The 25,436-nt window shown below is 71.6% G+C and carries 24 protein-coding genes; 17 read left to right on the forward strand and 7 right to left on the reverse strand.

The window, feature by feature from the left end; all coding sequences use genetic code 11:
* Positions 1 to 49: 49 nt before the first annotated feature.
* From thyX to AB0C38_RS09150, 8 genes are all read left to right on the forward strand, one after another.
* Positions 50 to 802: an FAD-dependent thymidylate synthase gene (gene thyX / locus AB0C38_RS09115; protein WP_360668997.1), complete on the forward strand. Its 753-nt coding sequence runs from the start codon at positions 50 to 52 to the stop codon at positions 800 to 802.
* Positions 802 to 1,200, forward strand: coding sequence for an ACT domain-containing protein (locus AB0C38_RS09120; protein WP_360669000.1), 399 nt, complete (start codon positions 802 to 804; stop codon positions 1,198 to 1,200). Before thyX ends, AB0C38_RS09120 begins: the two co-directional genes overlap by 1 nt.
* Positions 1,201 to 1,309: 109 nt before the next feature.
* A complete protein-coding gene (locus AB0C38_RS09125) occupies positions 1,310 to 2,551 on the forward strand; it encodes an Nramp family divalent metal transporter (RefSeq protein ID WP_360669003.1) in 1,242 nt (413 codons plus the stop codon).
* 25 nt (positions 2,552 to 2,576) lie between these two features.
* Entirely contained in the window at positions 2,577 to 3,023 is a 447-nt protein-coding gene (locus AB0C38_RS09130) for a hypothetical protein (RefSeq protein ID WP_360669006.1), read from the forward strand.
* 88 nt (positions 3,024 to 3,111) lie between these two features.
* Positions 3,112 to 4,596: a serine/threonine-protein kinase gene (locus AB0C38_RS09135; protein ID WP_360669008.1), complete on the forward strand. Its 1,485-nt coding sequence runs from the start codon at positions 3,112 to 3,114 to the stop codon at positions 4,594 to 4,596.
* A gap of 102 nt (positions 4,597 to 4,698) precedes the next feature.
* A complete protein-coding gene (dapA, locus tag AB0C38_RS09140; RefSeq protein ID WP_360669011.1) occupies positions 4,699 to 5,712 on the forward strand; it encodes a 4-hydroxy-tetrahydrodipicolinate synthase in 1,014 nt (337 codons plus the stop codon).
* Positions 5,709 to 7,406, forward strand: a complete 1,698-nt coding sequence (locus tag AB0C38_RS09145; RefSeq protein ID WP_360669014.1) for a ribonuclease J — start codon at positions 5,709 to 5,711, stop codon at positions 7,404 to 7,406. The genes dapA and AB0C38_RS09145 overlap by 4 nt, the downstream gene beginning before the upstream one ends.
* A 352-nt stretch (positions 7,407 to 7,758) precedes the next feature.
* On the forward strand, positions 7,759 to 9,405 hold the full coding sequence (locus AB0C38_RS09150; RefSeq protein ID WP_360669938.1) for a VWA domain-containing protein: 1,647 nt from the start codon (positions 7,759 to 7,761) through the stop codon (positions 9,403 to 9,405).
* 42 nt (positions 9,406 to 9,447) lie between these two features.
* On the opposite strand, the gene AB0C38_RS09155 is transcribed toward AB0C38_RS09150, so the two are convergent.
* The 3 genes from AB0C38_RS09155 to AB0C38_RS09165 are packed head-to-tail and all read right to left on the reverse strand — an operon-like array spanning position 9,448 to position 11,918.
* On the reverse strand, positions 9,448 to 10,395 hold the full coding sequence (locus AB0C38_RS09155; RefSeq protein ID WP_360669017.1) for an EamA family transporter: 948 nt from the start codon (positions 10,393 to 10,395) through the stop codon (positions 9,448 to 9,450).
* Positions 10,396 to 10,444: 49 nt separating this feature from the next.
* Positions 10,445 to 11,059 carry an NAD(P)H:quinone oxidoreductase gene (wrbA, locus tag AB0C38_RS09160; protein WP_360669020.1) on the reverse strand — a complete coding sequence of 205 codons (615 nt, stop codon included), beginning with the start codon at positions 11,057 to 11,059 and terminating at the stop codon, positions 10,445 to 10,447.
* Positions 11,060 to 11,093: 34 nt separating this feature from the next.
* A complete protein-coding gene (locus AB0C38_RS09165) occupies positions 11,094 to 11,918 on the reverse strand; it encodes a lysophospholipid acyltransferase family protein (protein WP_360669023.1) in 825 nt (274 codons plus the stop codon).
* Positions 11,919 to 12,139: 221 nt separating this feature from the next.
* On the opposite strand from AB0C38_RS09165, the gene AB0C38_RS09170 reads away from it, so the two are divergent.
* Both AB0C38_RS09170 and AB0C38_RS09175 read left to right on the forward strand, forming a co-directional pair.
* Entirely contained in the window at positions 12,140 to 14,623 is a 2,484-nt protein-coding gene (locus AB0C38_RS09170; protein WP_360669026.1) for a DNA translocase FtsK, read from the forward strand.
* Positions 14,624 to 14,659: 36 nt separating this feature from the next.
* Positions 14,660 to 15,088, forward strand: coding sequence for a hypothetical protein (locus tag AB0C38_RS09175; protein WP_360669029.1), 429 nt, complete (start codon positions 14,660 to 14,662; stop codon positions 15,086 to 15,088).
* Positions 15,089 to 15,095: 7 nt separating this feature from the next.
* Here the strand turns inward: AB0C38_RS09175 and AB0C38_RS09180 are convergent, their stop codons facing one another.
* Positions 15,096 to 15,527, reverse strand: coding sequence for a phospholipase (locus tag AB0C38_RS09180; RefSeq protein ID WP_360669031.1), 432 nt, complete (start codon positions 15,525 to 15,527; stop codon positions 15,096 to 15,098).
* 128 nt (positions 15,528 to 15,655) lie between these two features.
* Positions 15,656 to 16,159: an amino-acid N-acetyltransferase gene (locus tag AB0C38_RS09185; protein ID WP_360669941.1), complete on the reverse strand. Its 504-nt coding sequence runs from the start codon at positions 16,157 to 16,159 to the stop codon at positions 15,656 to 15,658.
* 157 nt (positions 16,160 to 16,316) lie between these two features.
* Here AB0C38_RS09185 and rimO point away from each other — a divergent pair, with 157 nt between their 5' ends.
* The 7 genes from rimO (at position 16,317) to AB0C38_RS09220 (ending at position 23,488) form a co-directional block, all read left to right on the forward strand.
* On the forward strand, positions 16,317 to 17,753 hold the full coding sequence (gene rimO / locus AB0C38_RS09190) for a 30S ribosomal protein S12 methylthiotransferase RimO (RefSeq protein WP_360669034.1): 1,437 nt from the start codon (positions 16,317 to 16,319) through the stop codon (positions 17,751 to 17,753).
* Positions 17,750 to 18,394 (forward strand): CDP-diacylglycerol--glycerol-3-phosphate 3-phosphatidyltransferase, encoded by a 645-nt coding sequence (pgsA, locus tag AB0C38_RS09195; RefSeq protein ID WP_360669037.1) that lies wholly within the window; start codon positions 17,750 to 17,752, stop codon positions 18,392 to 18,394. The genes rimO and pgsA overlap by 4 nt, the downstream gene beginning before the upstream one ends.
* Before the next feature lie 63 nt (positions 18,395 to 18,457).
* Positions 18,458 to 18,943: a CinA family protein gene (locus tag AB0C38_RS09200; protein ID WP_360669041.1), complete on the forward strand. Its 486-nt coding sequence runs from the start codon at positions 18,458 to 18,460 to the stop codon at positions 18,941 to 18,943.
* A 99-nt stretch (positions 18,944 to 19,042) separates the two neighbouring features.
* On the forward strand, positions 19,043 to 19,510 hold the full coding sequence (locus AB0C38_RS09205) for a helix-turn-helix transcriptional regulator (protein WP_360669043.1): 468 nt from the start codon (positions 19,043 to 19,045) through the stop codon (positions 19,508 to 19,510).
* Between the two features lie 230 nt (positions 19,511 to 19,740).
* Positions 19,741 to 20,586, forward strand: a complete 846-nt coding sequence (locus AB0C38_RS09210; RefSeq protein WP_360669046.1) for a PspA/IM30 family protein — start codon at positions 19,741 to 19,743, stop codon at positions 20,584 to 20,586.
* Between the two features lie 29 nt (positions 20,587 to 20,615).
* Positions 20,616 to 21,608, forward strand: coding sequence for a hypothetical protein (locus tag AB0C38_RS09215; protein WP_360669049.1), 993 nt, complete (start codon positions 20,616 to 20,618; stop codon positions 21,606 to 21,608).
* A gap of 434 nt (positions 21,609 to 22,042) precedes the next feature.
* The gene (locus AB0C38_RS09220) at positions 22,043 to 23,488 is read left to right on the forward strand and encodes an amidase family protein (protein ID WP_360669052.1); all 1,446 of its coding nucleotides are present in this window, start codon (positions 22,043 to 22,045) and stop codon (positions 23,486 to 23,488) included.
* Here the strand turns inward: AB0C38_RS09220 and AB0C38_RS09225 are convergent.
* Complete coding sequence (locus AB0C38_RS09225; RefSeq protein ID WP_360669054.1) at positions 23,454 to 24,497, reverse strand: quinone-dependent dihydroorotate dehydrogenase; 1,044 nt, start codon at positions 24,495 to 24,497, stop codon at positions 23,454 to 23,456. The two genes, AB0C38_RS09220 and AB0C38_RS09225, sit on opposite strands and share 35 nt — an antisense overlap.
* 65 nt (positions 24,498 to 24,562) lie before the next feature.
* Complete coding sequence (locus tag AB0C38_RS09230; RefSeq protein ID WP_360669057.1) at positions 24,563 to 25,135, reverse strand: GNAT family protein; 573 nt, start codon at positions 25,133 to 25,135, stop codon at positions 24,563 to 24,565.
* Positions 25,136 to 25,436: the final 301 nt, after the last annotated feature.

Raw genomic sequence — 25,436 nt, forward strand, 5'->3', positions numbered from 1 at the left:
CCTCCGCGCGGTTAGGCTGCCGGGGGAGCCTGCGGAAGGAAGTGCGTACGTGGCCGAAACCGTGTCACCGAGGGTGCAGCTGATCGCGAAGACGGAGTTCCTCCCGCCCGCGGACGTCCCGTGGACGACCGACGCGGACGGCGGCGAGGCACTCGCGGAGTTCGCCGGCCGCGCCTGCTACCAGTCCTGGAAGAAGCCGAACCCCGCCACCGCGACCAACGCCGGCTACCTCGAGCACATCATCGACGTCGGCCACCTTTCGGTGCTGGAACACGGTTCGGTGACCTTCTACATCACCGGCATCTCGCGCTCCCTGACCCACGAGCTGATCCGGCACCGCCACTTCTCGTACTCGCAGCTCTCCCAACGGTACGTGCCCGAGCGCGAGGCCGAGATCGTCGAACCGGACGTCATCGCGAACGACCCCGTGCTGCACGAGAAGTTCCTCGCCGCGGCACAGGCGAGCGTCGACGCCTACACCGAGCTCCTGGCCGGCCTCGAAGAGAAGTTCGCCGACGTCCCGAGCGCGACCCTGCGCCGGAAGCAGGCCCGCCAGGCCGCGCGGGCCGTGCTGCCGAACGCGACCGAGACCCGCATCGTCGTCACCGGGAACTACCGGGCCTGGCGCCACTTCGTCGCGATGCGCGCCACCGAGCACGCCGACGTCGAGATCCGCGAACTGGCCGTGGAGTGCCTGCGGCACCTGCAGAAGGCCGCGGCGAACGTGTTCGCCGACTTCACCATCTCGACGCTGCCGGACGGCACCGAGATCGCTACGAGCCCGAAGGTGTTCGAAGGCTGATGAAGCGTCTCGCGATCGATGTCCGGCCCGGTGAGTACGCGGTCGTGCGGCTGCCTGCCGACGCCCCGGTGCCCGCCGAGCTCCTCGCCCCCGGCGAGCCCGCGTTCGTCTCGGTGACCCGGACGCCCGAAGAGCTGTCCGTGATCTGCCCGGCCGGACGTGAACCGTCCGGCGGCACGGCCTCCGAGGACGGCTGGCGGCTGCTGTCGGTCCGCGGGCCGCTGGAGTTCACGCTCACCGGCATCATCGCCGCGCTGGCCTCGGAGCTGGCCGCGGCCGGGGTCGCGCTGTTCTCGATGTCGACGTTCGACACCGACCACATCCTGGTCCGCGCCACCGACCTCGGCCACGCGGTGAAGGCGCTGCGCGAGTCCGGCCACGAGGTCGCGCACCCCTGAGCTCGGGTACCCGGAGGCGAGGGTGGGAGCCGTCACCCTTGAAATCGAAAGTTCGGCATGCCTAAACTTCGATTTGGGGTCCCCGACATCCGGTTGAGAGGCAGGCGCCATGGCGGTCACCGAGGCTGACCGGCCGAGACTCGCGACGCGCCTGCGCACCGGGTCGGCCCTGCTGGGCCCGGCGTTCGTCGCCGCGATCGCCTACGTCGACCCCGGGAACGTCGCCTCCAACATCAGCGCCGGCGCCCGCTACGGCTACCTGCTGGTCTGGGTGATCGTCGCGGCGAACCTGATGGCCGTGCTCGTGCAGTACCTGTCGGCGAAGCTCGGCCTGGTCAGCGGGATGTCGCTGCCGGAGGCCCTGCGCGCCCGGCTGTCCCGGCCTGCGCGGCTGGCCTACTGGCTGCAGGCCGAGGTGGTCGCCATCGCCACCGACCTCGCCGAGGTCGTCGGCGGCGCCATCGCGCTCTACCTGCTGTTCGACCTGCCGCTGGTCCTCGGCGGCCTGATCACCGGCGCCGTCTCGCTGACGCTGCTGGCGGTCCAGGACCGCGGCGGGCAGCGGACGTTCGAGCGCGTCGTCACCGGCCTGCTGCTGGTCATCGCGGTCGGCTTCCTGGCCAGCCTGTTCGTCGAGCCGCCGTCGGCGGCGGGCACGCTCGGCGGACTGGTGCCGAAGTTCGACGGCGCCGGCAGCGTCCTGATCGCCGCCGCGATGCTGGGCGCGACCGTCATGCCGCACGCCGTCTACCTGCACTCCGGCCTGGTCCGCGACCGGCACGGCCTCCCGGACGTCACCACCCGCCGCCGGCTGCTGCGCGCCACCCGCGCCGACGTCGGCCTGGCGATGCTGCTGGCCGGCGCGGTGAACCTCGGCATGCTGCTGCTCGCCGCGACGAACCTGCAGGGCCAGGAGGGCGTCGACAGCATCGAGGGCGCGCACCGCGCGGTCGGGGTGGCGCTCGGCCCGGGCATCGCCCTGATGTTCGCGATCGGCCTGCTGGCCTCGGGCCTGGCGTCGACTTCGGTCGGCGCGTACGCGGGCGCGATGATCATGCAAGGGTTGCTGCACAAGCGGATTCCGCTGGTCCTGCGCCGTCTGGTGACGCTCACCCCGGCGATCGTGGTGCTCGCCCTCGGCGCCGATCCGAGTGCCGCACTGGTCGTCTCGCAGGTGGTGCTGTCGTTCGGGATCCCCTTCGCACTGGTGCCACTGATCCGGCTGACAGCGGACCGTGATCTGATGGGGGCGGACGCCAACCGCAGGCTGACGACCATCGCGGCATCATTGATCGCGGTGGTGATCATCGCGCTCAACCTGGTGCTGATCTACTTGACCTTCACCGGGTGAGCCCACGAGCAGGGAGGCCGCGGCCATGGCCTGGATCTTCGCCCTCAACGCCGAATGCGGCGGGCGGGAGACCCACGCCCGGGACCTCGCGCGCCACTTCCGGGGCTGGTCTACCCGCATCTTCTCCGACAGCGGCGCCGGCTGGTGGTGCGGCGTCACGCCCGAAGACCTCGGCGACAAGGGGATCGAGTCCGCCGAGGACGCGACGAACCTGACCGCCGCCGGGCGCCGGCTCTACTGGATGCTCCGCACGGCGCCGCCGGTCTACCGCTACGCGCTCGCCGGGGTCGAGACCGACGGGTTCCGCACGTACGACGAGCTGATGGCCGAGAACGACCTGACGCGCTTCCCCGGGCTCGTGGTCAGCGAAGACATCTGGTCCGCGACCGGCAAGCGGGCCGCGTTCAGCGACTTCGCCCCCGGCTACCGGTGGATCCCGTACCGCGGCGAGGCGTACAAGTCACCCCGCTGAACCCCGCTGAGTCACGAATTCCACGGAACCCCGAACGCTCCGGAGCGGTCCGACTAGCATCTGCGCGACCGCCGCTTGAAGGAGCACCGTGACCGACGAACAGACCCGGCCGTACCCACCGCAGGCGCCCGCCACGCCTGGTCAGCGGGTTGTCGCCGGCCGTTACGCCCTCCTCGGTGAGCTCGGCCGGGGCGGCATGGGCGTCGTGTGGCGGGCCCAGGACCAGGTGATCGGCCGGCAGGTCGCCGTCAAGGAGCTTCGGCTGCCCGACGCCGAGTCGGCCGCCGTCTTCTCCGAGCGCGCGCTGCGTGAGGTGCGCACCGGCGGGCGGCTCAACGACCCGGCTGTCGTCACCGTCTACGACGTCGTCACCGACGGCGGCACCACGTTCATCGTGATGGAGCTCGTCGAGGCGCCTTCGCTGGCCGACCTCGTGCGCCAGCGCGGCCCGATGCCCGCCGCGCAGGCCGCGCTGATGGGGGAGCGGGTCCTGGCCGCGCTGCAGGCGGCCCACGCCGCCGGGATCGTGCACCGCGACGTCAAGCCGGCGAACATCCTCGTCGCGCCGGACGGCCGCGTGAAGCTCACCGACTTCGGCATCGCCCACGCCGTCGACGACCCGCGCCTGACCACCAGCGGCATGATCGTCGGCTCGCCCGCGTTCATGGCGCCGGAGCGCGTCGAGGGCCGCGAAGCGCTGCCCGCGTCCGACCTGTGGTCCCTCGGGGCGACGCTGTTCTTCGCCGTCGAAGGCTCGATCCCGTTCGAGCGCGCGACCACCGCCGCGACGCTGCACGCGATCATGACCGAGATCCCGTACCTGACCCGCGGCCAGGGCCCGATCGCCGCGGCCATCCTCGGCCTGCTCGTCGCGAACCCCGACGCGCGCCTCACCGCCGCCCAGACGCAGAACCTGCTGACCACGGCGCAGGGCGTCCGCCCGACGCCGCCGAACGGCACCGCGATGGTCCACCCCATGACCCGGATCGCACCGCAGCCGCCGAAGAAGAACCTGCGCGCGCTGTGGATCTCGCTCGCCGCGGTGCTCGTCGTCGGTGCCCTGGTCGGCGGGTTCTTCGCGGGCAAGGCGTTCGAGGCCCCGGCCGCCGACGAGCAGAAGCTGCCGACGATGACCTTCGGCCTCGGCGGGCAGATGCGGGTCGACGCCAGTTCGAGCTACCTCTGCTACAACGCCCCGGTCCAGGACGGCGGCGTCATCAGCGACGCGAACGACGGCGACTGCAAGGAAAGCCACACCCTCGAGATCTACGACAGCGGGGACGCCATCGGCACCACGAACTGGTCCGACAGCGACGCGACGATCGCCGCCTACCCGGGCCTGGCCGCCGTCACCGCCGCCGCCGAAGCCCGCTGCGCGGCATCGTTTCGCTCGTCGATCGTCCCCGACACCAAGCGCGACGGCCTCACGTACCGGGCGCTCGTGCCGACGCAGGCGCAGTGGCAGAGCATGCCGGCCGAGAGCGGCGAGTACCCGACGCGCGAGTTCTACTGCGTGCTGGCGAAGGCCGACGGCGGCCCCATCTCCGCGCCGATCGTGACCAAGGTCAAGTAGAAGTTCCGCGACGAGCGGCAAGCTCACGGAAATCCTCCGCACTTCGCCGGACGTGACCAGGTCGGCGCGGTTTTCGCCCGCGTGACGGGGTACCGTCTCAGCATGTCCAACCCACCTACCGCCGCGCCCGGAAGGCCCTTCGGGCGCGTGCTCACCGCGATGGTCACCCCCTTCGACGCCGAAGGCGCGCTGGACGTGAAGCGGGCGCAGGAGCTGGCCGAGCACCTCGTGGAGCTGGGGAACGACGGCCTCGTCATCAACGGCACCACCGGCGAGAGCCCGACCACGAGCGACGCGGAGAAGCAGGAGCTCATCCGCGCCGTGGTCGAGGCCGTCGGCGACCGCGCGACCGTCGTGGCCGGCGCGGGCACCAACAACACGGCGCACAGCATCGAGCAGGCGAAGCAGGCCGAAGCGGCCGGCGCGCACGGCCTGCTGGTCGTGACCCCGTACTACTCGCGGCCGAGCCAGGCCGGCCTGCACGCGCACTTCACGGCGGTCGCCGACGCCACCGGGCTGCCGGTGATGCTCTACGACATCCCGCCGCGCTCGGTCGTGCCGATCGAGGTCGACACGCTGCTGCGGCTGGCCGAGCACCCGCGGATCGTCGCGGTCAAGGACGCCAAGGGCGACCTGATCGCCGGCTCCGAGGTCATCGCCAACACCCACCTCGCGTACTACTCGGGCGACGACGGGCTGAACCTGCCCTGGATCTCCGTCGGCGGCACCGGCGTGGTGAGTGTGATCGGTCACGTCGTCGCGGGCCGGATCCGCGCGATGATCGACGCCTACGAGAACGGCGACACGTCCACCGCGCGCACCAACCACCGCGGCATGCTTCCGGTGCTGCGCGCGATGTCGCGGGTCGGCGGGGTCGCGTTCAGCAAGACAGCGCTGCGCCTGCGCGGCTTCGACGCCGGCGAGCCGCGGCTCCCGATCGTCGCCCCGACGGCCGAGCAGGCCGCCCTGATCGCCGGCGATCTGGGGCAGGGCGGCGTGCCGCTGGGCGACACGGCGGCCCAGGACTGGCATGGTGAGCGGGTGGCACAAGCAGATTCGAGGGCCGCCTACGTGGCGCCGACCTCGCACACCAGCGTTGGGACCCTGCCTCGGTGAGCTCACTTCCCCCAGGTCCAGGCCCTACCAACGCCCCGCCCGAACTGCCCGCCGGGGCCCTGCGCGTCGTCGCGCTGGGCGGCATCGGCGAGGTCGGGCGCAACATGACCGTCTTCGAGTACGCCGGCAAGCTGCTCATCGTCGACTGCGGGGTGCTCTTCCCCGAGGACGACCAGCCCGGCGTCGACCTGATCCTGCCCGACTTCCGCGCGATCGAGGACCGCCTCGACGACATCGAAGGACTGGTGCTCACCCACGGGCACGAGGACCACATCGGTGCCGTCCCGTTCCTCCTGCGCCTGCGGCCGGACCTGCCGATCTACGGCTCGAAGTTCACCAACGCCCTGCTCGCGGCGAAGGCCAAGGAGCACCGGCAGCGGCCCAAGCTGATCCAGGTCCGCGAGGGCGAGCGCCGCGACGTCGGCGTGTTCAACCTCGAGTTCTTCGCGGTCAACCACTCCATCCCGGACGCGCTGGCCGTGGCCATCCGCACCCCGGCGGGCGTGGTGCTGCACACCGGTGACATCAAGCTCGACCAGCTCCCGCTGGACGGGCGCCTCACCGACCTGGCCGGCTTCTCCCGCCTGGGCGACGAGGGCGTCGACCTCTTCTGCGTCGACTCGACCAACGCCGAGGTACCCGGGTTCGTCATGCCCGAACGCGACATCGGCCCGGTCCTCGACGACGTCATCCGCCGCGTCGACCAGCGCGTGATCGTGGCCTGCTTCGCCAGCCACGTCCACCGCGTCCAGCAGGTGCTCGACGCCGCCCAGCGGCACGGCCGGCGCATCGCGTTCGTCGGCCGGTCGATGGTCCGCAACATGGGGATCGCGGCCGAGCTGGGCCTGCTCAACGTGCCGGACGGCCTGCTGGTCGACCTCGACCAGGCGAGCAACCTGCCGGAGAGCAAGGTCCTGTTCGTCTCGACCGGGTCCCAGGGCGAGCCGCTCTCGGCGCTGTCGCGGATGGCGCGCGGCGAGCACCGGCAGATCTCGATCCGCGCGGGCGACACCGTCGTGCTGGCCAGCTCGATGATCCCGGGCAACGAGACCGCCGTGTTCGGCGTGGTCAACGGCCTGACCCGGCTCGGCGCGAACGTCGTGCACCAGGGCAACGCCAAGGTGCACGTGTCCGGTCACGCGTCGGCGGGGGAGCTCCTGTACCTGTACAACGCGGTGCGCCCGAGCAACGTGATGCCGGTCCACGGCGAGTGGAAGCACCTGAAGGCCAACGCCGAGCTGGCGATCCGCACCGGCGTCGCGGCGGACAACGTGGTGATCGCCGAAGACGGCGTGGTCGTCGACCTGATCGACGGCAAGGCGTCCCGCACCGGCCGCGTCGAGGTCGGGCACGTCTACGTCGACGGCCTCTCGGTCGGCGACGTCGGCGAGTCGACCTTGTCCGACCGGCTGGTCCTCGGCGAGGGCGGGTTCATCTCGATCAGCGTCGCGATCGAATCCGCCACCGGGCGCCCGGTCAGCGCCCCGACGGTGTCCGGCCGCGGCTTCTCCGACGACCCGAAGGCGCTCGACGCCGTCGTGCCGCTGGTGGAGATGGAGCTGGCGCGCACGGAGTCCGAGGGCATCACCGACACCCACCGCATCGCGCAGGCGGTCCGCCGGGTGGTCGGCCGCTGGGTGGCCGACACCTACCGCCGCCGCCCGATGATCGTCCCGACGGTCATCCCGGTCTAGTTCCGGCCAAAGCCGTGAAGGCCACCTTGAGGGACTCAGAGTCCCTCAAGGTGGCCTTCACGGCTTTCTAGCGCTTCCCCTTGGCCAGCAGCAGGGCGACGGCCACGGAGACGGTCTGGCGGATCAGCGCCCGGCGTGCCCGGCGCTGGTCGGTTCGTGTCGGTTTCACGCGTACCCCCAAGCGGTCAGGCCCCCAGTGTTCCGCGCGAGCCGGGCGCGGACATCCCACTCCGGGACGGACCGCCTCCCCCTCAGGTATGAGGCCGCCTGTTACGCCGTCTGGACCACGAACCGCCGCTTCACCGGGGACTAGCCTTGATCCCATCCCGCCTCGGGAAGAGAGGCCGTGCCGATGGGACGTCACTCGCCGGACGGACGGCGACGCCGGTTGCTCTTGCCCACCGTCGCGACCGGTCTCGTGGTCGTCCTCGGGGCCGCGGCGTGGATCACCGTTTCGGTCGTGAAGTCCCGGCCCACCTGCGAGCACCCGGCGAAAGTCCTCGTCACCGCGTCCGCCGACGTCGCACCCGCGCTCTCGCTCGTCGCGCGTGATCTCGACCTGGGGTGCGGCAGCGTCGAAGTCCAGAGCCGGGAGGCGGCCGCGGCCGCCGAACGGCTCGCGATGTCCGACGGCAGCCCGCGGCCGCAGGTGTGGGTGCCGGACTCGACCCTCGCGCTGCGCCGGGCCCGCGAGCTCGGCGCGGCGGACGTCCCCGAGACCGGCGCGTCGGTGGCCAGCTCGCCGGTGGTGCTGGCCGTCGCCGAGGACGTCGCGAAGGGCATCGGCTGGCCCGACCACCCGCCCACCTGGGCCGAGGTCCTGGGCGCGCAGGGTGCCGTCCCGGGGATGCCCGACCCGGCGCGCGAGTCGGTCGGCGCCCTGGCTCTGCTCGGCCTGAAGGAGACGGTCAAGACGGCCGCCGAGCCGGCGGGCGCGTACGTCGCGCTGCTGCGGCAGTTCTCGGCCAACACGCTCGGCGCGGAGACGGACCTGATCGCGCGGCTGCCGGGGTCGGGCGGCAGCGGCGGCACGGCCACGGTGTCGACCTTCCCCGTGTCGGAGAACTCGTTGCTGCGCCACAACATCGAGGACGCGACCTCGCCGCTCGTCGCTGCCTACTCGACCGCGGTGCCGACTTTGGACTACCCGTTCGCCGAGCTGGGCGGGATCACACCGCAGCAGCGCCCGATCGTCACCGCGCTGCGGGAAGCGGCGCTCGGCGACGCGGGCGCGGAGGCCATCGCGAAGACGGGCCTGCGCGCGGCGGGCGGGCAGGCCCTGCGAGAGCACGCCGACGACCCGCGGGTGTCGCCCGCCGGTTTCCGGGCCGCGAACATGCCGCCCGCAGCGACTGTCGACGAGCTGCTCAACCAGTGGGCCGGGATCAACCTGAGCGCGCGGGTGCAGGTGCTCGTCGACGTGTCGGGGTCGATGAACGCGCAGGTGCCGGGGACCGGGCTGAACCGGATGCAGCTCTCGATGCAGGCGACGGCGAAGGCGCTGCACCTGTTCAAGCCCACGACCCAGCTGCGGATGCTGGCGTTCTCGACCCGCCTGGACGGCGACAAGGACTACCGCGAGCTGCTGCCGATGGCCCCGGTGGCCCAGCACCTGGCGAGCGGTGCGCTGGACAAGCTCGCCCAGGTGAAGGCCACCCCGGACGGCGGGACGGGGCTGTACGACAGCGTGCTGGACACGTACCGGACGGCGCGCCGCGAGTGGGAGCCGGGCCGGCTCAACCTGGTGATCGTCCTGACGGACGGCAAAAACGAGGACCCGCGCGGGATTTCGCGCCCGGACCTGCTGACGGAGCTCGCGAAGCTGCAGGACCCCCGCCGCCCGATCCCGCTGATCGGCGTGGGCGTCGGCCCGGACGCGGACAAGGCGGAACTGGACCAGCTGACCGCGGCGACCGGTGGCCAGGCGTTCCTGGCCCCGGACCCGGCGAAGATCACGGACGTGTTTTTCGGGGCGCTGAGCCGGATCGCGGGCGGCTGACTATCCACGAAGGGGCCCAGCCTGGGCAGCGCAACGCGGACATCAGCTCGTCAGGATCTCCGACTTCCGCTGCACCAGGTACGCGCCGCCGAGCAGGATCGCCGAGCCGAGCAGCTGCAGCCAAGTGAGCTCTTCGCCCAGCAGCGCCCACGCCGTGACGGTGACGATCACGGGCTCGACCAGGCCGAGCACACTCGCCACCGATGCGGGCAGGTGCCGCAGCGACGAGATCCCGCAGACGTAGGCGAGCACCGTCGCGACCAGGACCAGCAGGACCATCAGCAGCCACACGGGCGGGTGCCAGGCGCCGAACTCGACGTCCACGGCGAGCAGCTCGACCGGCCACGTCCACGGCGGCGCGACCAGGCTGACCAGGACCGCGCCGATCACCATGCCCCAGGTGACCAGGCCCAGCGGGTCGATGTCGGCCACCGCGCGCTCGCCGAGCAGGAAGTACCCGGCCGAGCACAGTGCCGCGCCGAAGCCGGCCAGCAGCCCGACGCCGTTCAGCGTGACGCCCTGCCAGACCTGGGCGACCAGCGACAGCCCCACCATCGCCAGCGCGATGCCGCCCCACACCGACCGCGGCAGCCGGTGCCGCCGCACGAACCGCACCCACAGCGCGATGAGCACCGGCGAGATGAACTCCAGCAGGATCGCGATGCCGACCGGGATCCGGCCCGCGGCGACGAAGTAGAGCAGCTGCACGCCGGCGACGCCGAGCAGGCCGTAACCGGCCAGTACCGGGAGCTCGGCCCGGCGCACCCGCAGCTTCTTCGGCGCGACCAGCGCCACCCCGGCGAGCAGCACGAGCCCGGCGAGCCCGATCCGCATCGCGGCCACCTGCTCGGGGCTGAAGCCGGCGGACATCGCGGACTTGCCCAGCGTGCCCGACGTGCTGAAGAACAGCGCCGCGAGCAGGACGAGCGTGGTCCCGCGGCCGCGGTGGGCGACCCGGGGAGGTGCGAGGACGGGCAGCTCGGTGGTCACCACCGCGACTGTAGGGCCCGGCGCATCACTGCCAAAACGGTTTTCGCGGTTACTCGGTCCGCTTCAGCCCGGTCGCGACGTGCGTCGTGATCGTCGCGAGCCGCCGTCCCTGCACGCGCAGCGCGCCGAGGGCCAGCTCGTCCGGCGCCGCCGACTTGCGGGACACGAACGAGCCGCCGTACGGGTTGCCGGACTCCATCAGGTGCGGGTCGGTGTAGCCGAGCGGGACCACGATCGCGCCCCAGTGGTAGAAGACGTTGTTGATCGCCAGCAGCGTCGACTCCAGGCCGCCGTGCCGGGTGGACGCCGTCGTGAACGACGTCGCGACCTTGTCGGCCAGCTTTCCCTGCGCCCACAACCCACCCGTGCTGTCCAAATAGGACTTCAGCTGGGCGGCCGGGCCGCCGAACCGGGTCGGGCTGCCGACGGCGAGCCCGTCGGCCCACACGAGGTCGTCGAGCGTGGCCAGCGCGTGGTGCGGGCCCGAGTCGATCCAGGCCTGCCAGCGCGGGTTCTGCGCGATGGCCTCGGCGGGCGCCGTCTCCGGCACGGTCCGCACCCGCACGTCGGCGCCGGCCTCGCGGGCCCCCGCACCAAGAGCTTCGGCGAGGGCGGCGGTGTTCCCGGTCGAGCTGTAGTAGACGACGAGTATCCGTGTGCTCACGTCCGCCGACTCTAGGGGCAGCCGCGGCGGCGTCTCAGGATCCGGACTTCGGCTGCTGAGGCTTCCACGGGCTGACGGTGTCGGTCGGCCGCGTCGGGTCGTGGAAGCGGGGCCGGTCGAGCTCGCCCGCGCGCAGCGGGATCAGGCCGTCGGTGATCGCCTGCATGATCTTCGCGTGCGCCCGGACCCCGGCGCCGGGCCGCTCCGGCTCGACCTCCGACAGGTCGACGGGGTCGCCGAAGTGCACCCGGAACTTCGGCCGCCGCAGCGGCGCGCTGAGCCCGGAGCGGGCGAGCGGGAGCAGGTCGGCCGGGCCGTTGACGGTCTCGGTGCCCCAGTAGACGGCCTCGTGCGCGCCCCACTGGCTGATCGGGATCACCGGCACGCCCGCCGCCAGCGCCAGCCGCGCCGCGCCGGTCTTGCCACGCTCCGGCCACAGGCCCGGGTCGTGACTGATCCGGCCCTCCGGGTAGACGATGATCGGCTCGCGCGTGGTCTTGAGCGCTTCGACGGCCTCGGTGAACTGCCCGACGGCGGTCGCGGCCACCTTCCGGTCGACCCGCAGGTGGCCGCTGACCCGCAGCGCCGGGCCGATGACCGGGGCGTCCAGGATGCCGCCGGCCAGCATGAACCGCGGGTTGATGCCGATCCGCTTGCACGCGGCCATCAGGACGAACGCGTCGAACACGCCGATGTGGTTCGCGGTCATGAGCAGCGGCCGGCCGCGCAGCTGCGCCGGGATCCGGCCGGACACCGTGAGCCGGCCGACCAGGTTCACCAGCCCCCGGTCGATGTTCAGCATGGTCCGCCAGATGGCGGGGGCCCGGCGAGAGGTGTTGTCGGAGTGCAGCGCGACCATGGGGCAGAGCATGGCAGACGCCGGATTCACCCGGATGTGCACTGGCCGGATCGGTTCACCCCAAGCGCCCCAAGGTGGCCTTCGGTGCGTCTGACGCACCCAAGGCGGCCTTGGGGGCGTTCACCCGGATGGCCGCGCGTGCCCGGATGTGAGGCAGAAGTTCACCCTGCGCTGAGAGTGGCGCATGGGGCTAACTGGCAATGCCAGTTAACGTTGAGGGCATGGCTGGGTCGGCGACGAGGAAGCGAAGCACGGGAAGCGGCGCCAAGGGGGCAGCGGCGCGTAAGCCGCGTACACCCGCGAAGCCACGTACGTCGTCCGCTCGCAAGCCCGCCCCCCGCTCGCGCCGCAAGACGCCCGGGATCTTCGGGAAGGGCCTCCGCGGCACCTGGAACCTGCTGGCCAAGGGCATCGGCACGCTGGCCAGGACGGTCGGCCGCAGCCGCGAGCTCGAGGCCGAACACCGCCGTGACGGCCTGGCGCTGGGCCTGATCGCCCTGGCCATCGTCGCGGCCGTCGGGGTCTGGTGGCGGGCCGCCGGGCCGATCGGGGCCGGGGTCGAGATCGCCACCCGGTCCGTTCTCGGTGCCGGGGCCGTGACGCTTCCGCTGGTCCTCGTGGTCGTGGCCGTCGCGCTGATGCGCTCCGAGCCGCACCCCGAGACGCGGCCGCGGATGGTCATCGGCACGATCATGGTCGTCCTGTCCGTGCTCGGGATGCTGCACATCTTCACCGCGCTCCCGGCCACCAACGACGGCCGGATGTACGCCGGCGGTGTCATCGGCGCCTTCTCCGGCGGCCTGCTGACCATGGGCGTCACCACCTGGGTCGCCGTACCGATCCTCATCCTCGCGCTGGTCTTCGGCGTGCTCGTGTTCACCGGCACCCCGGTCCGCGAGATCCCGCACCGGCTGCGCAACTGGGGCCTCGACGAGGAAGAGATCGCCGAGGCCGAGGGCGCCGGCTTCGCGACCGACGAAGACGCCGTCACCGAGGCCGACCCGAAGTCCGCGCGGCTGCGCAAGCCGTCGCGGCGCCGCCAGGCCAGCGACGCGAACCCCGAGCAGCTGGACATCGACGCCGCGCTCGCCGAGCTGCCGACGCCGATCAAGCCGCCGAAGGCGCTGCCCAAACCGCCCGCCGAGGTGCCCGAGAAGAAGCCGAAGAAGGCCGCGGAACCCCCACTGGCGGTCACCCGGACGGTGGAGGGCGACTACCAGCTGCCACCGCCCGACCTGCTGAAGCTCGGCGACGCGCCGAAGTCCCGCAGCAAGGCCAACGACGCCATGATCGAGGCGATCACCGGCGTGCTGGAGCAGTTCAGCATCGACGCGCAGGTCACCGGCTTCACCCGCGGTCCGACCGTCACCCGGTACGAGGTCGAGCTCGGCCCGGGCGTCAAGGTCGAGAAGATCACCGCGCTGACCAAGAACATCGCGTACGCGGTGGCCACCGACAACGTCCGGCTGCTGGCGCCGATCCCCGGCAAGTCCGCGGTCGGCATCGAGGTGCCGAACTCCGACCGCGAGATGGTCCGCCTGGGTGACGTCCTGCGCGCGCCGACCACGGTCAAGGACAACCACCCGATGGTGATCGGCCTCGGCAAGGACATCGAGGGCCACTTCGTCACCGCGAACCTGACGAAGATGCCCCACCTCCTGGTCGCCGGTTCGACCGGTTCCGGTAAGTCGAGCTTCGTCAACTCGATGCTGGTGTCGCTGCTCGCGCGGGCGACGCCGGACGAGTGCCGGATGATCCTGATCGACCCGAAGATGGTCGAGCTGACGCCGTACGAGGGCATCCCGCACCTGATCACGCCCATCATCACCCAGCCGAAGAAGGCCGCCGCCGCGCTGGCCTGGCTGGTGGAGGAGATGGAGCAGCGCTACCAGGACATGCAGGTCAACAAGGTCCGGCACATCGACGACTACAACAAGAAGGTCAAGTCGGGCGAGATCACCGCGCCGCCCGGGTCCGAGCGCGAGTACCGGCCGTACCCGTACATCATGGCGATCGTCGACGAGCTCGCCGACCTGATGATGACCGCCCCGCGCGACGTCGAGGACGCGATCGTCCGGATCACCCAGAAGGCCCGCGCGGCCGGGATCCACCTGGTCCTGGCGACGCAGCGGCCGTCGGTCGACGTCGTCACCGGCCTGATCAAGACGAACGTGCCGTCGCGGCTGGCCTTCGCGACGTCGTCGCTGACCGACTCGCGGGTCATCCTCGACCAGCCGGGCGCGGAGAAGCTGATCGGCATGGGCGACGCGCTCTACCTGCCGATGGGCGCCGGCAAGCCGGTCCGCATCCAGGGCGCGTTCGTCGGCGACGAGGAGATCTCCGCGGTCGTCAACTACGCCAAGGAGCAGGCGCAGCCGGACTACCAGGACGGCGTCACCGCGCAGAAGGCCGGCGAGAAGAAGGAGATCGACCCGGACATCGGGGACGACCTGGACGTCCTGCTGCAGGCGGCGGAGCTGATCGTGACGTCCCAGTTCGGCTCGACGTCGATGCTGCAGCGCAAGCTCCGGGTCGGCTTCGCCAAGGCGGGCCGCCTGATGGACCTCCTGGAGAGCCGGGGGATCGTCGGCCCGTCGGAGGGCTCCAAGGCCCGCGACGTGATGATCAAGCCGGAGGAGCTGGAGTCGGTGCTGTTCATGATCCGCGGCGGCGACCCGGTCCCGGCCGACCCGGACGACGAGTAGTGCAACCCGCCGGCGGGCTCGGTCCGTCCTGAGCACATGGACCTGCAGCGAATCGCAGCCGGACTGTTCGCCTTCGCCGTCGTCGCGGTGGGCGCCGGGAGCTCGGTGGCCTCCGGGCAGCCCGTCCCGGCCCGGCCGGCGGCGCCGTCGACCGTCAGCACCGCGCCGCAGGGTGACGTCACCCTAAACCTCGGTCAGGAAGCCGCGATCCAGGGGAAGGACCTGACCGTCCGCTACCTGCGGGTCGTCTCCGACTCGCGGTGCCGGCCGAACATGACCTGCATCTGGCAGGGCGAGGCGACGCTCGCGTTCCTGCTGAGCGAGCCCGGCCGCGGCGAGAGCACGACGGCCGAGCTGCACAGTGGACCGCGGACCGGCCCCCAGGCGACCTCGTTCGCCGCCAGCCGGGTCGAGCTGGTGTCGGTGAGCGAGGACGGCCTGGAGGCGACGGTCCGGGTCGGCTGAGCGTGCGTCAGCTGCCGAACTTGCGCACGGCCTGGTAGTACGTCCAGGCCGCGGCCTTGCAGGCCACGTTGGAGCCGCAGACGCCCTTGAGGTCCGAGTACAGGTTGTCGTCGATCTTCAGGCGGTTCGCCTCGGAGAACCGGCCCTGCTTCTTGTAGTTGCGGTAGCCGAAGTCGTGCCGGTGGCAGCCGGGCAGGAACTTCCAGCCGAACGGGTTGTCCGGCGCCCACGAACAGCCGTCCGAGGACCAGTCGAGCTGGCCGTTGTACGGCGCCTGGCCGCGGATCGTCTCGAAGCTCGAGAGGGAGGTGCTGAAGAGGTACTGGTCGGTGACGGTCGGGATGTCGACCGCCGCCGCCGTGCCGGCGCCCAGGAGGGCACCTCCGCCGACGGTCGCGGCCACCGCGATGGTGGCCCCCAGGTTCCGCAAAGTGCCCATTGTTGTGGTGTTTCCTCGCTGATCAGGGGATGAATGTGCGTGATCAGCATCGGGCTTCGGGTGGCGCGCGTCACCGCCCGAAAGAATGTTGTCGGGAAACTTTCAGATTTCGGGCGTATAGGGGTCGCTCAGAGTTCGAGCAGCATCCGGGAGTTGCCGAGGGTGTTCGGCTTGACGTAGGGGAGGTCGAGGAATTCGGCGACACCGGTGTCGTGCGAGCGCCGCATCTCCTCGTATACCTCGTGCGAAACCGGCGTCCCCTGGATCTCCACGAAGCCGTGCCCGGTGAAGAAGCCGGTCTCGAACGTCAGCACGAACAGCCGCTTGAGACCCAGCTCACGCGCTTCGTCGATCAGCCGGCTCACCAGGACCCGCCCGACCCCCTGGCCGCGGGCGGCCTTGTCGACCACGACGGTGCGCAGCTCGGCGATGTCCTCCCAGAGCACGTGCAGCGCGGCCGCCCCGGCGACCTCGCCGGCCACCTCGGCGACCCAGAACTCCTGGACCGCTTCGTACAGCGTGACCAGGTCCTTCTCCAGCAGGACACGGCCGGCGTCCGAGTCGACCAGGTCCTTGATCTTGCGGACGTCGGCGATCCGCGCGCGGCGGACGGTGGGCGAGGCGGACGGCACGATCGTCAACACTGCCACATCGCCCGGCGCCGGCCCCGACACAGCTGCTTTCGGGGGTCCGGGTGGCGAAGCCCCCGGCCCGGGGCGAAGCCCCGGTCGTCACGACCGGGCTACGCCGTCGTCGGCTCGCCCGGGCCCGGCGGCTACCCTCAACGTCGTGCCTTCTCCCACCACGGAACCTGCCGCCACCCGACGCGTCTCCCTGCTGACCCTGGGCTGCGCCCGCAACGAGGTCGACTCGGAGGAGCTGGCGGGCCGGCTGGCGGCCGGCGGCTGGGAGCTGGCGGCCGATCCGGAGGACTCCGACGTCGTGGTGGTCAACACCTGCGGCTTCGTCGAGTCGGCCAAGAAGGACTCCGTCGACACGCTGCTGGCGGCGTCGGATACGGGCAAGAAGGTCGTCGCGGTCGGCTGCATGGCCGAGCGCTACGGCCACGAGCTCGCCGACAGCCTCCCCGAGGCCGACGCGGTGCTGGGCTTCGACCACTACGCCGACCTCTCGGACCGGCTCGACGACGTCGTCGCGGGCCGCAAGCTCGCCTCGCACACGCCGGGCGACCGCCGCAAGCTGCTGCCGATCAGCCCGGTTCAGCGGCCCGCCGCGGCCGAGAGCGTCGAGGTCCCGGGCCACGCGCAGCACGGCTGGGGTCCGCGGGTGCTGCGCACGCGCCTCGACGACTCGCCCGTGGCCGCGCTGAAGATCGCCTCCGGCTGCGACCGGCGCTGCTCGTTCTGCGCGATCCCGTCGTTCCGCGGCTCCTTCGTGTCCCGGCAGCCGGACGAGATCGTCGCCGAGGCGATGTGGCTGGCCGAGCACGGCGTCAAGGAGCTGTTCCTGGTCAGCGAGAACTCGACCTCCTACGGCAAGGACTTCGGCCGCGACGGCGCCACCGCGCTGGAGCGGCTGCTGCCGCGGCTGGCCGAGATCGACGGCATCGAGCGCGTCCGCGTCTCCTACCTGCAGCCGGCCGAGACGCGCCCGCAGCTGGTCAAGGCCATCGCGACCACGCCGGGTGTCGCCGAGTACTTCGACCTGTCGTTCCAGCACTCCAGCGAGCAGGTGCTGCGCCGGATGCGCCGGTTCGGCTCGACGGACTCCTTCCTCGCGCTGACCGAGCAGATCCGCGAGTACGCGCCCGAGGCCGGCATCCGCACGAACGTGATCGTCGGGTTCCCCGGCGAGACCGAGCACGACCTGGCCGAGCTGGAGCGCTTCCTCACCGGCGCGCGCCTCGACGCGGTCGGCGTCTTCGGCTACTCGGACGAGGACGGCACCGAGGCCGAGACCTTCGACGGCAAGCTCGACGCCGACGAGGTGACGAAGCGCGTCACGCGGATCTCCTCGCTGGTCGAGGAGCTGACCGCGCAGCGCGCCGAGGACCGGGTCGGCACCTTCGTCGACGTGCTCGTCGAGCTGGACGACGACGGTGAGCTGACCGGGCGCGCCGCGCACCAGGCCCCCGAGGTGGACGGCGAGTGCGTCATCCTCGACGCGCCGGAGAAGACGGAGGTCGGTGACTTCCTGCGGTGCGAGGTCGTCGACTCGGCGGGGGTCGACCTGATCGTCCGCGCGTCACCGGACGCCGACCGGTGAGTGCGCTCCCCAGCGACGCCGACGAAGGCACGGGTCACGAGAGCGTCGCCCCCGCGCAGGTCCCGGAGCCCACTCCGGTGCCGACGCTCAACGTCGCCAACCTGCTGACGCTGTCGCGCCTGGTGCTGGTGCCGCTGTTCATCGTCGCGCTGTTCACCGGCGACGGCGTCGACACGACCTGGCGCGGGATCGCAACCGGCCTGTTCGCCGTCGCCTCCGCCACCGACCAGCTGGACGGCTGGGTCGCCCGCAAGTACGGCCTGATCACCGACTTCGGCAAGATCGCCGACCCGATCGCGGACAAGGCGCTGACCGGCGCCGCGCTGGTCGGGCTGAGCATCCTCGGCATGCTGGGCTGGTGGGTCACGATCGTGATCGCCATCCGCGAGGTCGGGGTCACGCTGCTGCGGTTCTGGGTGATCCGCCACGGCGTGATCCCGGCCAGCCGCGGCGGCAAGGCGAAGACGCTGGCCCAGATCGCCGCGATCACCGCCTACCTGCTGCCGCTGCCCGCCGGCGCCGACCCGGTGCGCTGGGCGCTGATGGGCCTGGCGCTGGTGCTGACCGTGGTCACCGGCGTCGACTACCTGGTCCGCGCGGTCCGGCTGCGCGCCGCCGGGCGCCGCGTCACCGGGAGCTGAGGCGTGGCCGAAACCCCGGCCGACGTGCCGCGAATGACTCATTCGGGACCTCCGGCGCCGCGAATGACTCATTCGCGACCCGCGGTGGGGCCGGCCGCGGACCTGATCGCCGCCCTCACGGCCCGCGGCGAGACCGTCGCGGCCGCCGAGTCGCTGACCGCCGGGCTCGTCTGCGCGACCCTGGCTCAGGTGCCCGGGGCGAGCGCCGCGCTGCGCGGCGGCCTGGTCGTCTACGCCACCGAGCTGAAGACGGCGCTGGCCGGCGTCGACCCCGAGCTGCTCGCCGAACACGGCGCCGTCCACCCGGAGGTCGCCGCCCAGCTGGCCGCGGGCGCCCGCGAGCGGTGCGGCGCCACCTGGGGCCTCGGGCTCACCGGCGTGGCCGGGCCGGCCGCCCAGGACGGCGTTGCGCCGGGCACCGTGCACGTCGGACTCGCCGGGCCGGGAACAGTCACAGTCCGTACCCTGGCCCTCAGCGGCGACCGCGACTTGATCAGGACCGAATCGGTCCGGGCCGCGTTTGCCCTGCTCGGGGAACATCTGACGTGAAACGGGCGTTCGCCCTTGGCGTACGGACACACCAACTCCTGCGCTCGGGGCGCCGCTCTGGGTAACGTAGGGGGTACTTGTTCGGAAGGGAGGCGCGTGATGACCGTGCTGTTGCGTGAGGCGATCGGTGATCGGCTCCGTCATGCCCGCACCAACCAGCGTCGTACGCTGCGCGACATCTCCCGCGCCGCCAGGGTCAGCCTCGGCTACCTCTCGGAGGTGGAACGGGGCCAGAAGGAGGCGTCGAGCGAGCTGCTCGCGTCCATCTGCCAGGCTCTGGACCTTCCGCTCGGCGAACTGCTGCACAAAGTGGCGGCGGACGTTTCGGCCCTCGACAACGTCGAGGTCGCACCGGTCGACGAGCGGATCGGGGACGGCGCGCCCCGGGAGAAGGTGCCCGAGCGCGGCGCCAAGGCCTCCGCGGCCGGCATCGAAGGCGGCCGCCTGATGTCGGACTTGATCGGCAACGACCTCGCCGACCTGCGGATTTCCCCCGCGCCGCGGATGAACACGACGTTGCGCACGACGATCGGGCAGCCGAAACTGGCCTCGACGATCGCCGCGTAGTTCGGATCGGATGCGATGACGGCCCCGGGCAACCCGCCCGGGGCCGTCGGCGTTATCTCCAGGGGTGATCAGGGACGAACCCTGAAATCCCCCGGGGTCGCCTGGAACGGACGTGGCCGACCTGACACGATGGAACCCAACGCCGGGGTCGGTGCGTTGCATGAGCAGGGGAGCGACGCCCCACCCCGAGGTACTCAGGCCCGTGGGACGCAAGAAGGCAGGCGGAGGAGATGGCCAACCCGTTCGTGAAGTTCTGGAAGTACATGATGGCGGCGTTCTCGTCGAAGATCGACGAGCATGCCGACCCGAAGGTACAGATCCAGCAGGCCATCGAGGAGGCGCAGCGCAACCACCAGGCGCTGACGCAGCAGGCCGCCTCCGTGATCGGCAACCAGCGGCAGCTGGAGATGAAGCTCAACCGGCAGCTCGGTGACGTCGAGAAGCTGCAGGCCTCGACCCGGCAGGCCCTCGTCCTCGCGGACGAGGCGCGGTCCAAGGGTGACGAGCAGAAGGCCGTCGAGTTCGAGAACGCCGCGGAGAGCTTCGCGACGCAGCTCGTCACGGCCGAGCAGAACATCGAGGACCTGAAGACGCTGCACGACCAGTCGCTGCAGGCCGCGGCCCAGGCCAAGAAGGCCGTGGAGCGCAACTCGCAGATGCTGCAGCAGAAGCTGGCCGAGCGCACGAAGCTGCTCTCGCAGCTCGAGCAGGCGAAGATGCAGGAGCAGGTCTCCGCTTCGCTGAACCAGATGAGCCAGCTGGCGGCGCCGGGGAACACCCCGTCGCTGGAAGAGGTCCGCGACAAGATCGAGAAGCGCTACACCACGGCGCTGGGCTCGGCGGAGCTGGCGCAGAACTCGGTCCAGGGGCGCATGATGGAGGTCCAGGCCTCCACCACGCAGCTGGCCGGGCACTCGCGGCTCGAGCAGATCCGCTCGTCCATGCGCGGCGATTCGGTCGCCCAGGTGACCGACGGCGGCAAGACGGCCCAGCAGCCGGCGAGCAGCAGCTCGGCCGACATCCAGCGCGAGATCCAGTCGCGCGTGCAGGCCGAGCAGGGCAAGAACCCGGCCTGACGCGGGTACGGAGTTCGAAGGGGGCGAGCATGGGGCAGCAGGGCAGACGACGCGACTTCAGCGAGTTCAGTGCGAAGCTGGAGAAGCACATCGAGAAGCTGCCCGACTACGCCGTGCGCGCCCAGGAGAAGCTCCAAAAGGTGCAGAAGTACTTCCCGCCGGCCGACCAGGCCGGCGGGAAGCCCGCACCTCAGCGCCCTCGTCCGAACCCGCTGCAGCGGCCGCCCGTGCGGCGGCCCGACATGTCGGGGACGTTCTCGACGATGGCGAACCAGGTCCCGGCGTTCGCCGAGGCCCGGGCCAAGTGGGACCGCTGGAACCACCCGGCCGCGAAGCACGAACGCCGCAAGCGCCGCACGTCGCGCGCGATGACGTTGTGGATCCTGCTGACGATCCTGTGCGGCGTCCTCGCCGTGGCGGCCGGGCTGGGCTGGATGAGCGCCGCCGGCGCGCCGATGATGCCGCAGGCGATCATGGCGTTCGCCGGAGCGGTCGTCTTCGGCACGTTCGGCGTCCGGAGCGGACTCAAGCTGCGTGAACTGAAGCGCACCCCGCTCCCCTCCGCACCGGCCGGTCCGCCGCCGCTGCCGCCCGCGGGGTCCGCCGCGCGCGAGCCGATGGAACGGCTGGCGGAGTGCGAGGCCTCCTTGGGCGAGCTGCTTCGCCAGCTCTCCGTACCGTCCTCGGTCGGCACGACGCCGGTGTCCGAAGTGTCCGTTGCCGACGCGGGCCAGACGGCCGTCGAAGCCGCGGGTGCCCTGCGCGGCCTGGCGGGCCGCATCCAGGCGATCGAACGCGGCCGCAACTCCGCCCCGGCCCGCGAGCAGGCGGCCCTGGACGCGGCGGTCGGCAAGCTCCGCGAACAGCTCGACGACGGCCTCGAGGGCTACCGCGGCCTGGTCGCCGCGGCCGGCCACACGGTCGCGGCCTCGAGCGACGGCCTGGTCACGTCCAAACAGGCCCTCACCGACGCCACCGACCGCCTGGCCGGCCTGGCCATGGCCCTGCGCGAACTCTCCTGACCCCGAACCGGCGTGACCCACGTCGGAACTCGCGTGATCAGACACGTAACTCGCGTGATCCGAGCCGGAACGGGCCCGATCACGCGAGTTCCGGCTTCGATCACGCCGGTTTCGTCCCTGATCACGCGGATTCGGGCGTTGCTGGGCCGTTGGGATTTGAAACTCGGCCGTTCGGGTGCCGCGTCCTGCGGTTTCGGCTCTTCGTCACCCCGCGTGCGTGATCGTGCGTTTCACCCCGGCGTCGCGCCCTGTTCACCTCTTGGTGCCGAAACCCGCGCGTAATCGGAAACAGTGGGCTACGGAAACGTCCACCACCTAACGTTTCTGTCATGCATGCAGAGGTGTCACTAGCCGGGAGGCCCGTCGTGCTTTGAGGATCGCCGGCGCCGACCGTACACAGTGGACTTTCTCGATCGCCGAGGGAAGGACGCCCCGTGAACACGCTCCCGCCGGACCCGGATCCCACCCCGCCGACCCCGCCCAGCGCCTCGCAGCGCGTCATCGCGGCCTTCGAGCGCATCACCGAAGCCAACCGTCCCGAGCTCTGGTCCACCCTCCGCGCGGTCGAAGACGTCCTCGTCGACGCCAAGGCCGTGGAAGAACGCGTGCAGGCGGGGGAGGACCTGCCGCTGGCGGGCACCGTCTTCGCCGTGCCGGAGCTGATCGACGTCGCCGGGCAGCCCTCGGGCCGCTCGGTCCCGGAAACCAGCGCCACGGTCGTCTCCCGGCTCACCGCGGCGGGCGCCGTCGTGCTCGGCAAGACCGGGTGCGCCACCGTGGCCTCGGCCTGGGACCGGACGAAGGCCGGCGGCCGCGGCGCGGCGGTCGTCGTCGCCCTCGGCATCGTCGACCTGGCGCTGAGCACCGCGGGCGCGGTCCCGGCGGCCCTGAACGCTGTCGTCGCGCTGAAACCGACCCGCGGTCTGCTGCCCATGACCGGCGTCCGCAGCTCCGAAGCCGTCTCCGTGTACACGAACGGCCTGGTCGCCGGCCGTCGCGCGCTCGCGCTGATGACCGGACCCGACGGCGTCTCCGCGACCCGCACCTGGCCCGCCGACGTCCGTCTCGGCGCCGGCGAGCACCCGCGCGTCGCGTACGCGCAAGACCCGACCCTGGGTGCCGCCGCGACGATCGCGTTCGAGAACACCGTGAAGCGGCTGACGGCGGCGGGGGTCGTCCTCGAACCGGTCGCCGCCTCGGCTCAGGTGCCGGAGGGCTTCGACGCGCTCCTGCTGCCCACCGTGCCGGACCACCCGGAGCTCGCCGAGGCCCTGGCCGACCCGGCCGCCGTGAACCACCGCCTGGCCCGCTGCACCGCCTTCGCGAACGTGCTCGACCTCGCTGCGGTCACCGTCCCGGTGCTGCCGGGCGACAAGCGCCCGTTCGGCGTCACCTTCCTGACGCGGCCGTTCGAGGACCAGATCGGCCTCGACCTCGCGACCGTCTGCACGGACGAGCCCATGACGCCCTACCCGGAACCGGGCGAGGACGTCGTCGTGTTCGGCGCGCACCTGCGCGGCCAGCCGCTCAACGCCCGGCTCACCGAGCTCGGCGCCCGGTTCACCCGGCCGGTCCGGACCACCGAGAGCTACCGGATGGTGCTGCTGGACACCGAACCGCCGCAGCCGGGCGTGCTGGACCACGCCGAGGGCAGCAGCCTCGACGGCGAAAGCTGGCGGCTGTCCCCGGCCGCGTTCGAACGGTTCGTCACCACGCTGAAGGAACCCTTCGTGCTGGACCGCGTCGAGCTCGACGACGGCTCCCGGCCCCTTGCCGTCCGCTGCGCCGCGACGACGGGCGGCGCCGGTCTGGACCGCTACGAATCCTGGCGCGGCTACGTCCGGTTCACCTCGACGGCCGGGCTGCGAGGCCCCGGCTGACCCGGCGCACCAGGCCCGGCCCGTGCAGCGCGAACCCGGTGTAGAGCTGCACGAGCGACGCCCCCGCGTCCACCAGGCGGACGGCGTCGTCCGGGCCCAGTACGCCGCCGACGCCGATGATCGGCAGGTTCCCGCCGGTGTGGTCGTGCACGAACCGCACGACCTCCGCCGCGCGGGTGGTCAGCGGCCGGCCGGACAGTCCTCCCCCCTGTCCGGCCAGGCCGCTCTCCGCGGGCACGATGCCGTCGCGCGAAAGCGTGGTGTTCGTGGCGATGATCCCGGCGACGCCGTGCTCGAGCGCGACCTCCAGGAGCTCGGCCAGTGCGTCGTCGGTCAGGTCCGGCGCGACCTTCACCAGCACCGGCGTCGGCGTGCCCGAGCCGGCGAGCTCCGCCGACGTCGTGCGCAGCTCGCCGAGCAGCTCGGCGAGCGCGGTGCGGTCCTGCAGCTGCCGCAGCCCGGGCGTGTTCGGCGAGCTGACGTTGACGGCGAAGTAGTCGGCGTCCGGGTGCAGCGCACGCAGGGAGAAGCGGTAGTCCTCGACGGCGTCTTCGAGGGGGGTGACCTTCGACTTGCCGATGCTGATGCCGAGCGGCACGCCGGGTTTCCCGCCGCGCGCGAGCTTGGCCGCAAGCGCTTCCGCGCCGTCGTTGTTGAAGCCCATGCGGTTGATCACGGCGTCGCTGGCGGGGAGGCTGAACAGCCGCGGCTTCGGGTTGCCCGGCTGGGCCAGCCGCGTCACCGTGCCGACCTCGATGAAGCCGAAGCCCAGCGCGGCCCACGCGGGCAGGGCGCGGCCGTTCTTGTCCATCCCGGCGGCCAGGCCGACGCGGTTGGGGAACCGCAGGCCCAGCACGGTCACCGGGTCGTTGACCCGCAGCGCGCCGCCGACCGCGGGCGCGACCTTGCCGAGCCGGGCCAGGACGGCGATCGTGCGCTCGTGCACCAACTCGGGGTCGTGGTAGGACAGGCGGTACAGCGCCGGGCGGACGATCTTGTCGAAGAACACGCCCCCATGCTGCCAAACCGCCCGGAACGCGCGACCGGAGCGTCGCGTCCGCGTGAAGGGGGCCACTACGCGCCGGTGGCCCGCAGGTCCTTCCACTCGTCTTCGAGCATCGCGTAGACCAGCTCGTCGGTCCACTCGCCCTTGACGATCTCGTTCTCCCTCAGGTGCGCCTCCTGGCGCATGCCGAGGCGTTCCATCAGCGCGGCGGACGCGGTGTTCCGGCCGTCGCACCGGCCGATGACGCGGTGCAGCCCCAGGTCTTCGAAGCCCAGCCGCAGCAGCTCCGTCGCCGCCTCCGCGGCCAGACCCTTGCCGTGCTGGTCCGGGTGGAAGACGAACCCGATCTCGCCCTGCCGGTGCTCGCTGCTGAGCCACTCCAGGTTCAGGTCGCCGATCAGTTGCCCGGTCGCGGCCAGCTCGACCGCCACGGCCAGGAGCTGCCCTTCCTTGGTCAACGTCGAGCTGTGCACCCGTTTCGCCAGTGCCGCGGCCGATTCGGCGCGGCTGCGCGGGCCCCAGTAGAGGTAGCGGGCGACGTCGGCACGGGACTGGAAGGAGTTCAGCGCGTCGAGGTCGTCGGGCGTGAACGGGCGCAGGAGCAGCCGAGCCGTGGTGATCGGGTAGTCGGGCCTGAGCATGCTTCCAGGCTAGCGACCTTCAGCCGTTCGGGGGACGGAACGTAGTTACGCGTTCGTCGAACACAGCGCTCGGATCGCCGGGCGGTCATCTCGCCCCGGCAGATGGCGTGACCTGCACAAATGAGCGCATGAAGGAACCCCCGGGGTGTCTCTCAAACGCCGTCAAACGCTTGAGCCCGAGCCGGACTGGTGCTCGGAAACCCCGGGGGCACGGTGACTGCCTGGTATTCGCTATCAGGCATCACGTGGAGCAGGCGATGAGCCGAAGGTGGCTCAGCTGTAACGCTGCTCAAAGTCCTCC

It is taken from the genome of Amycolatopsis sp. NPDC048633, assembly GCF_040650695.1.
Taxonomy (GTDB): Bacteria; Actinomycetota; Actinomycetes; order Mycobacteriales; family Pseudonocardiaceae; genus Amycolatopsis.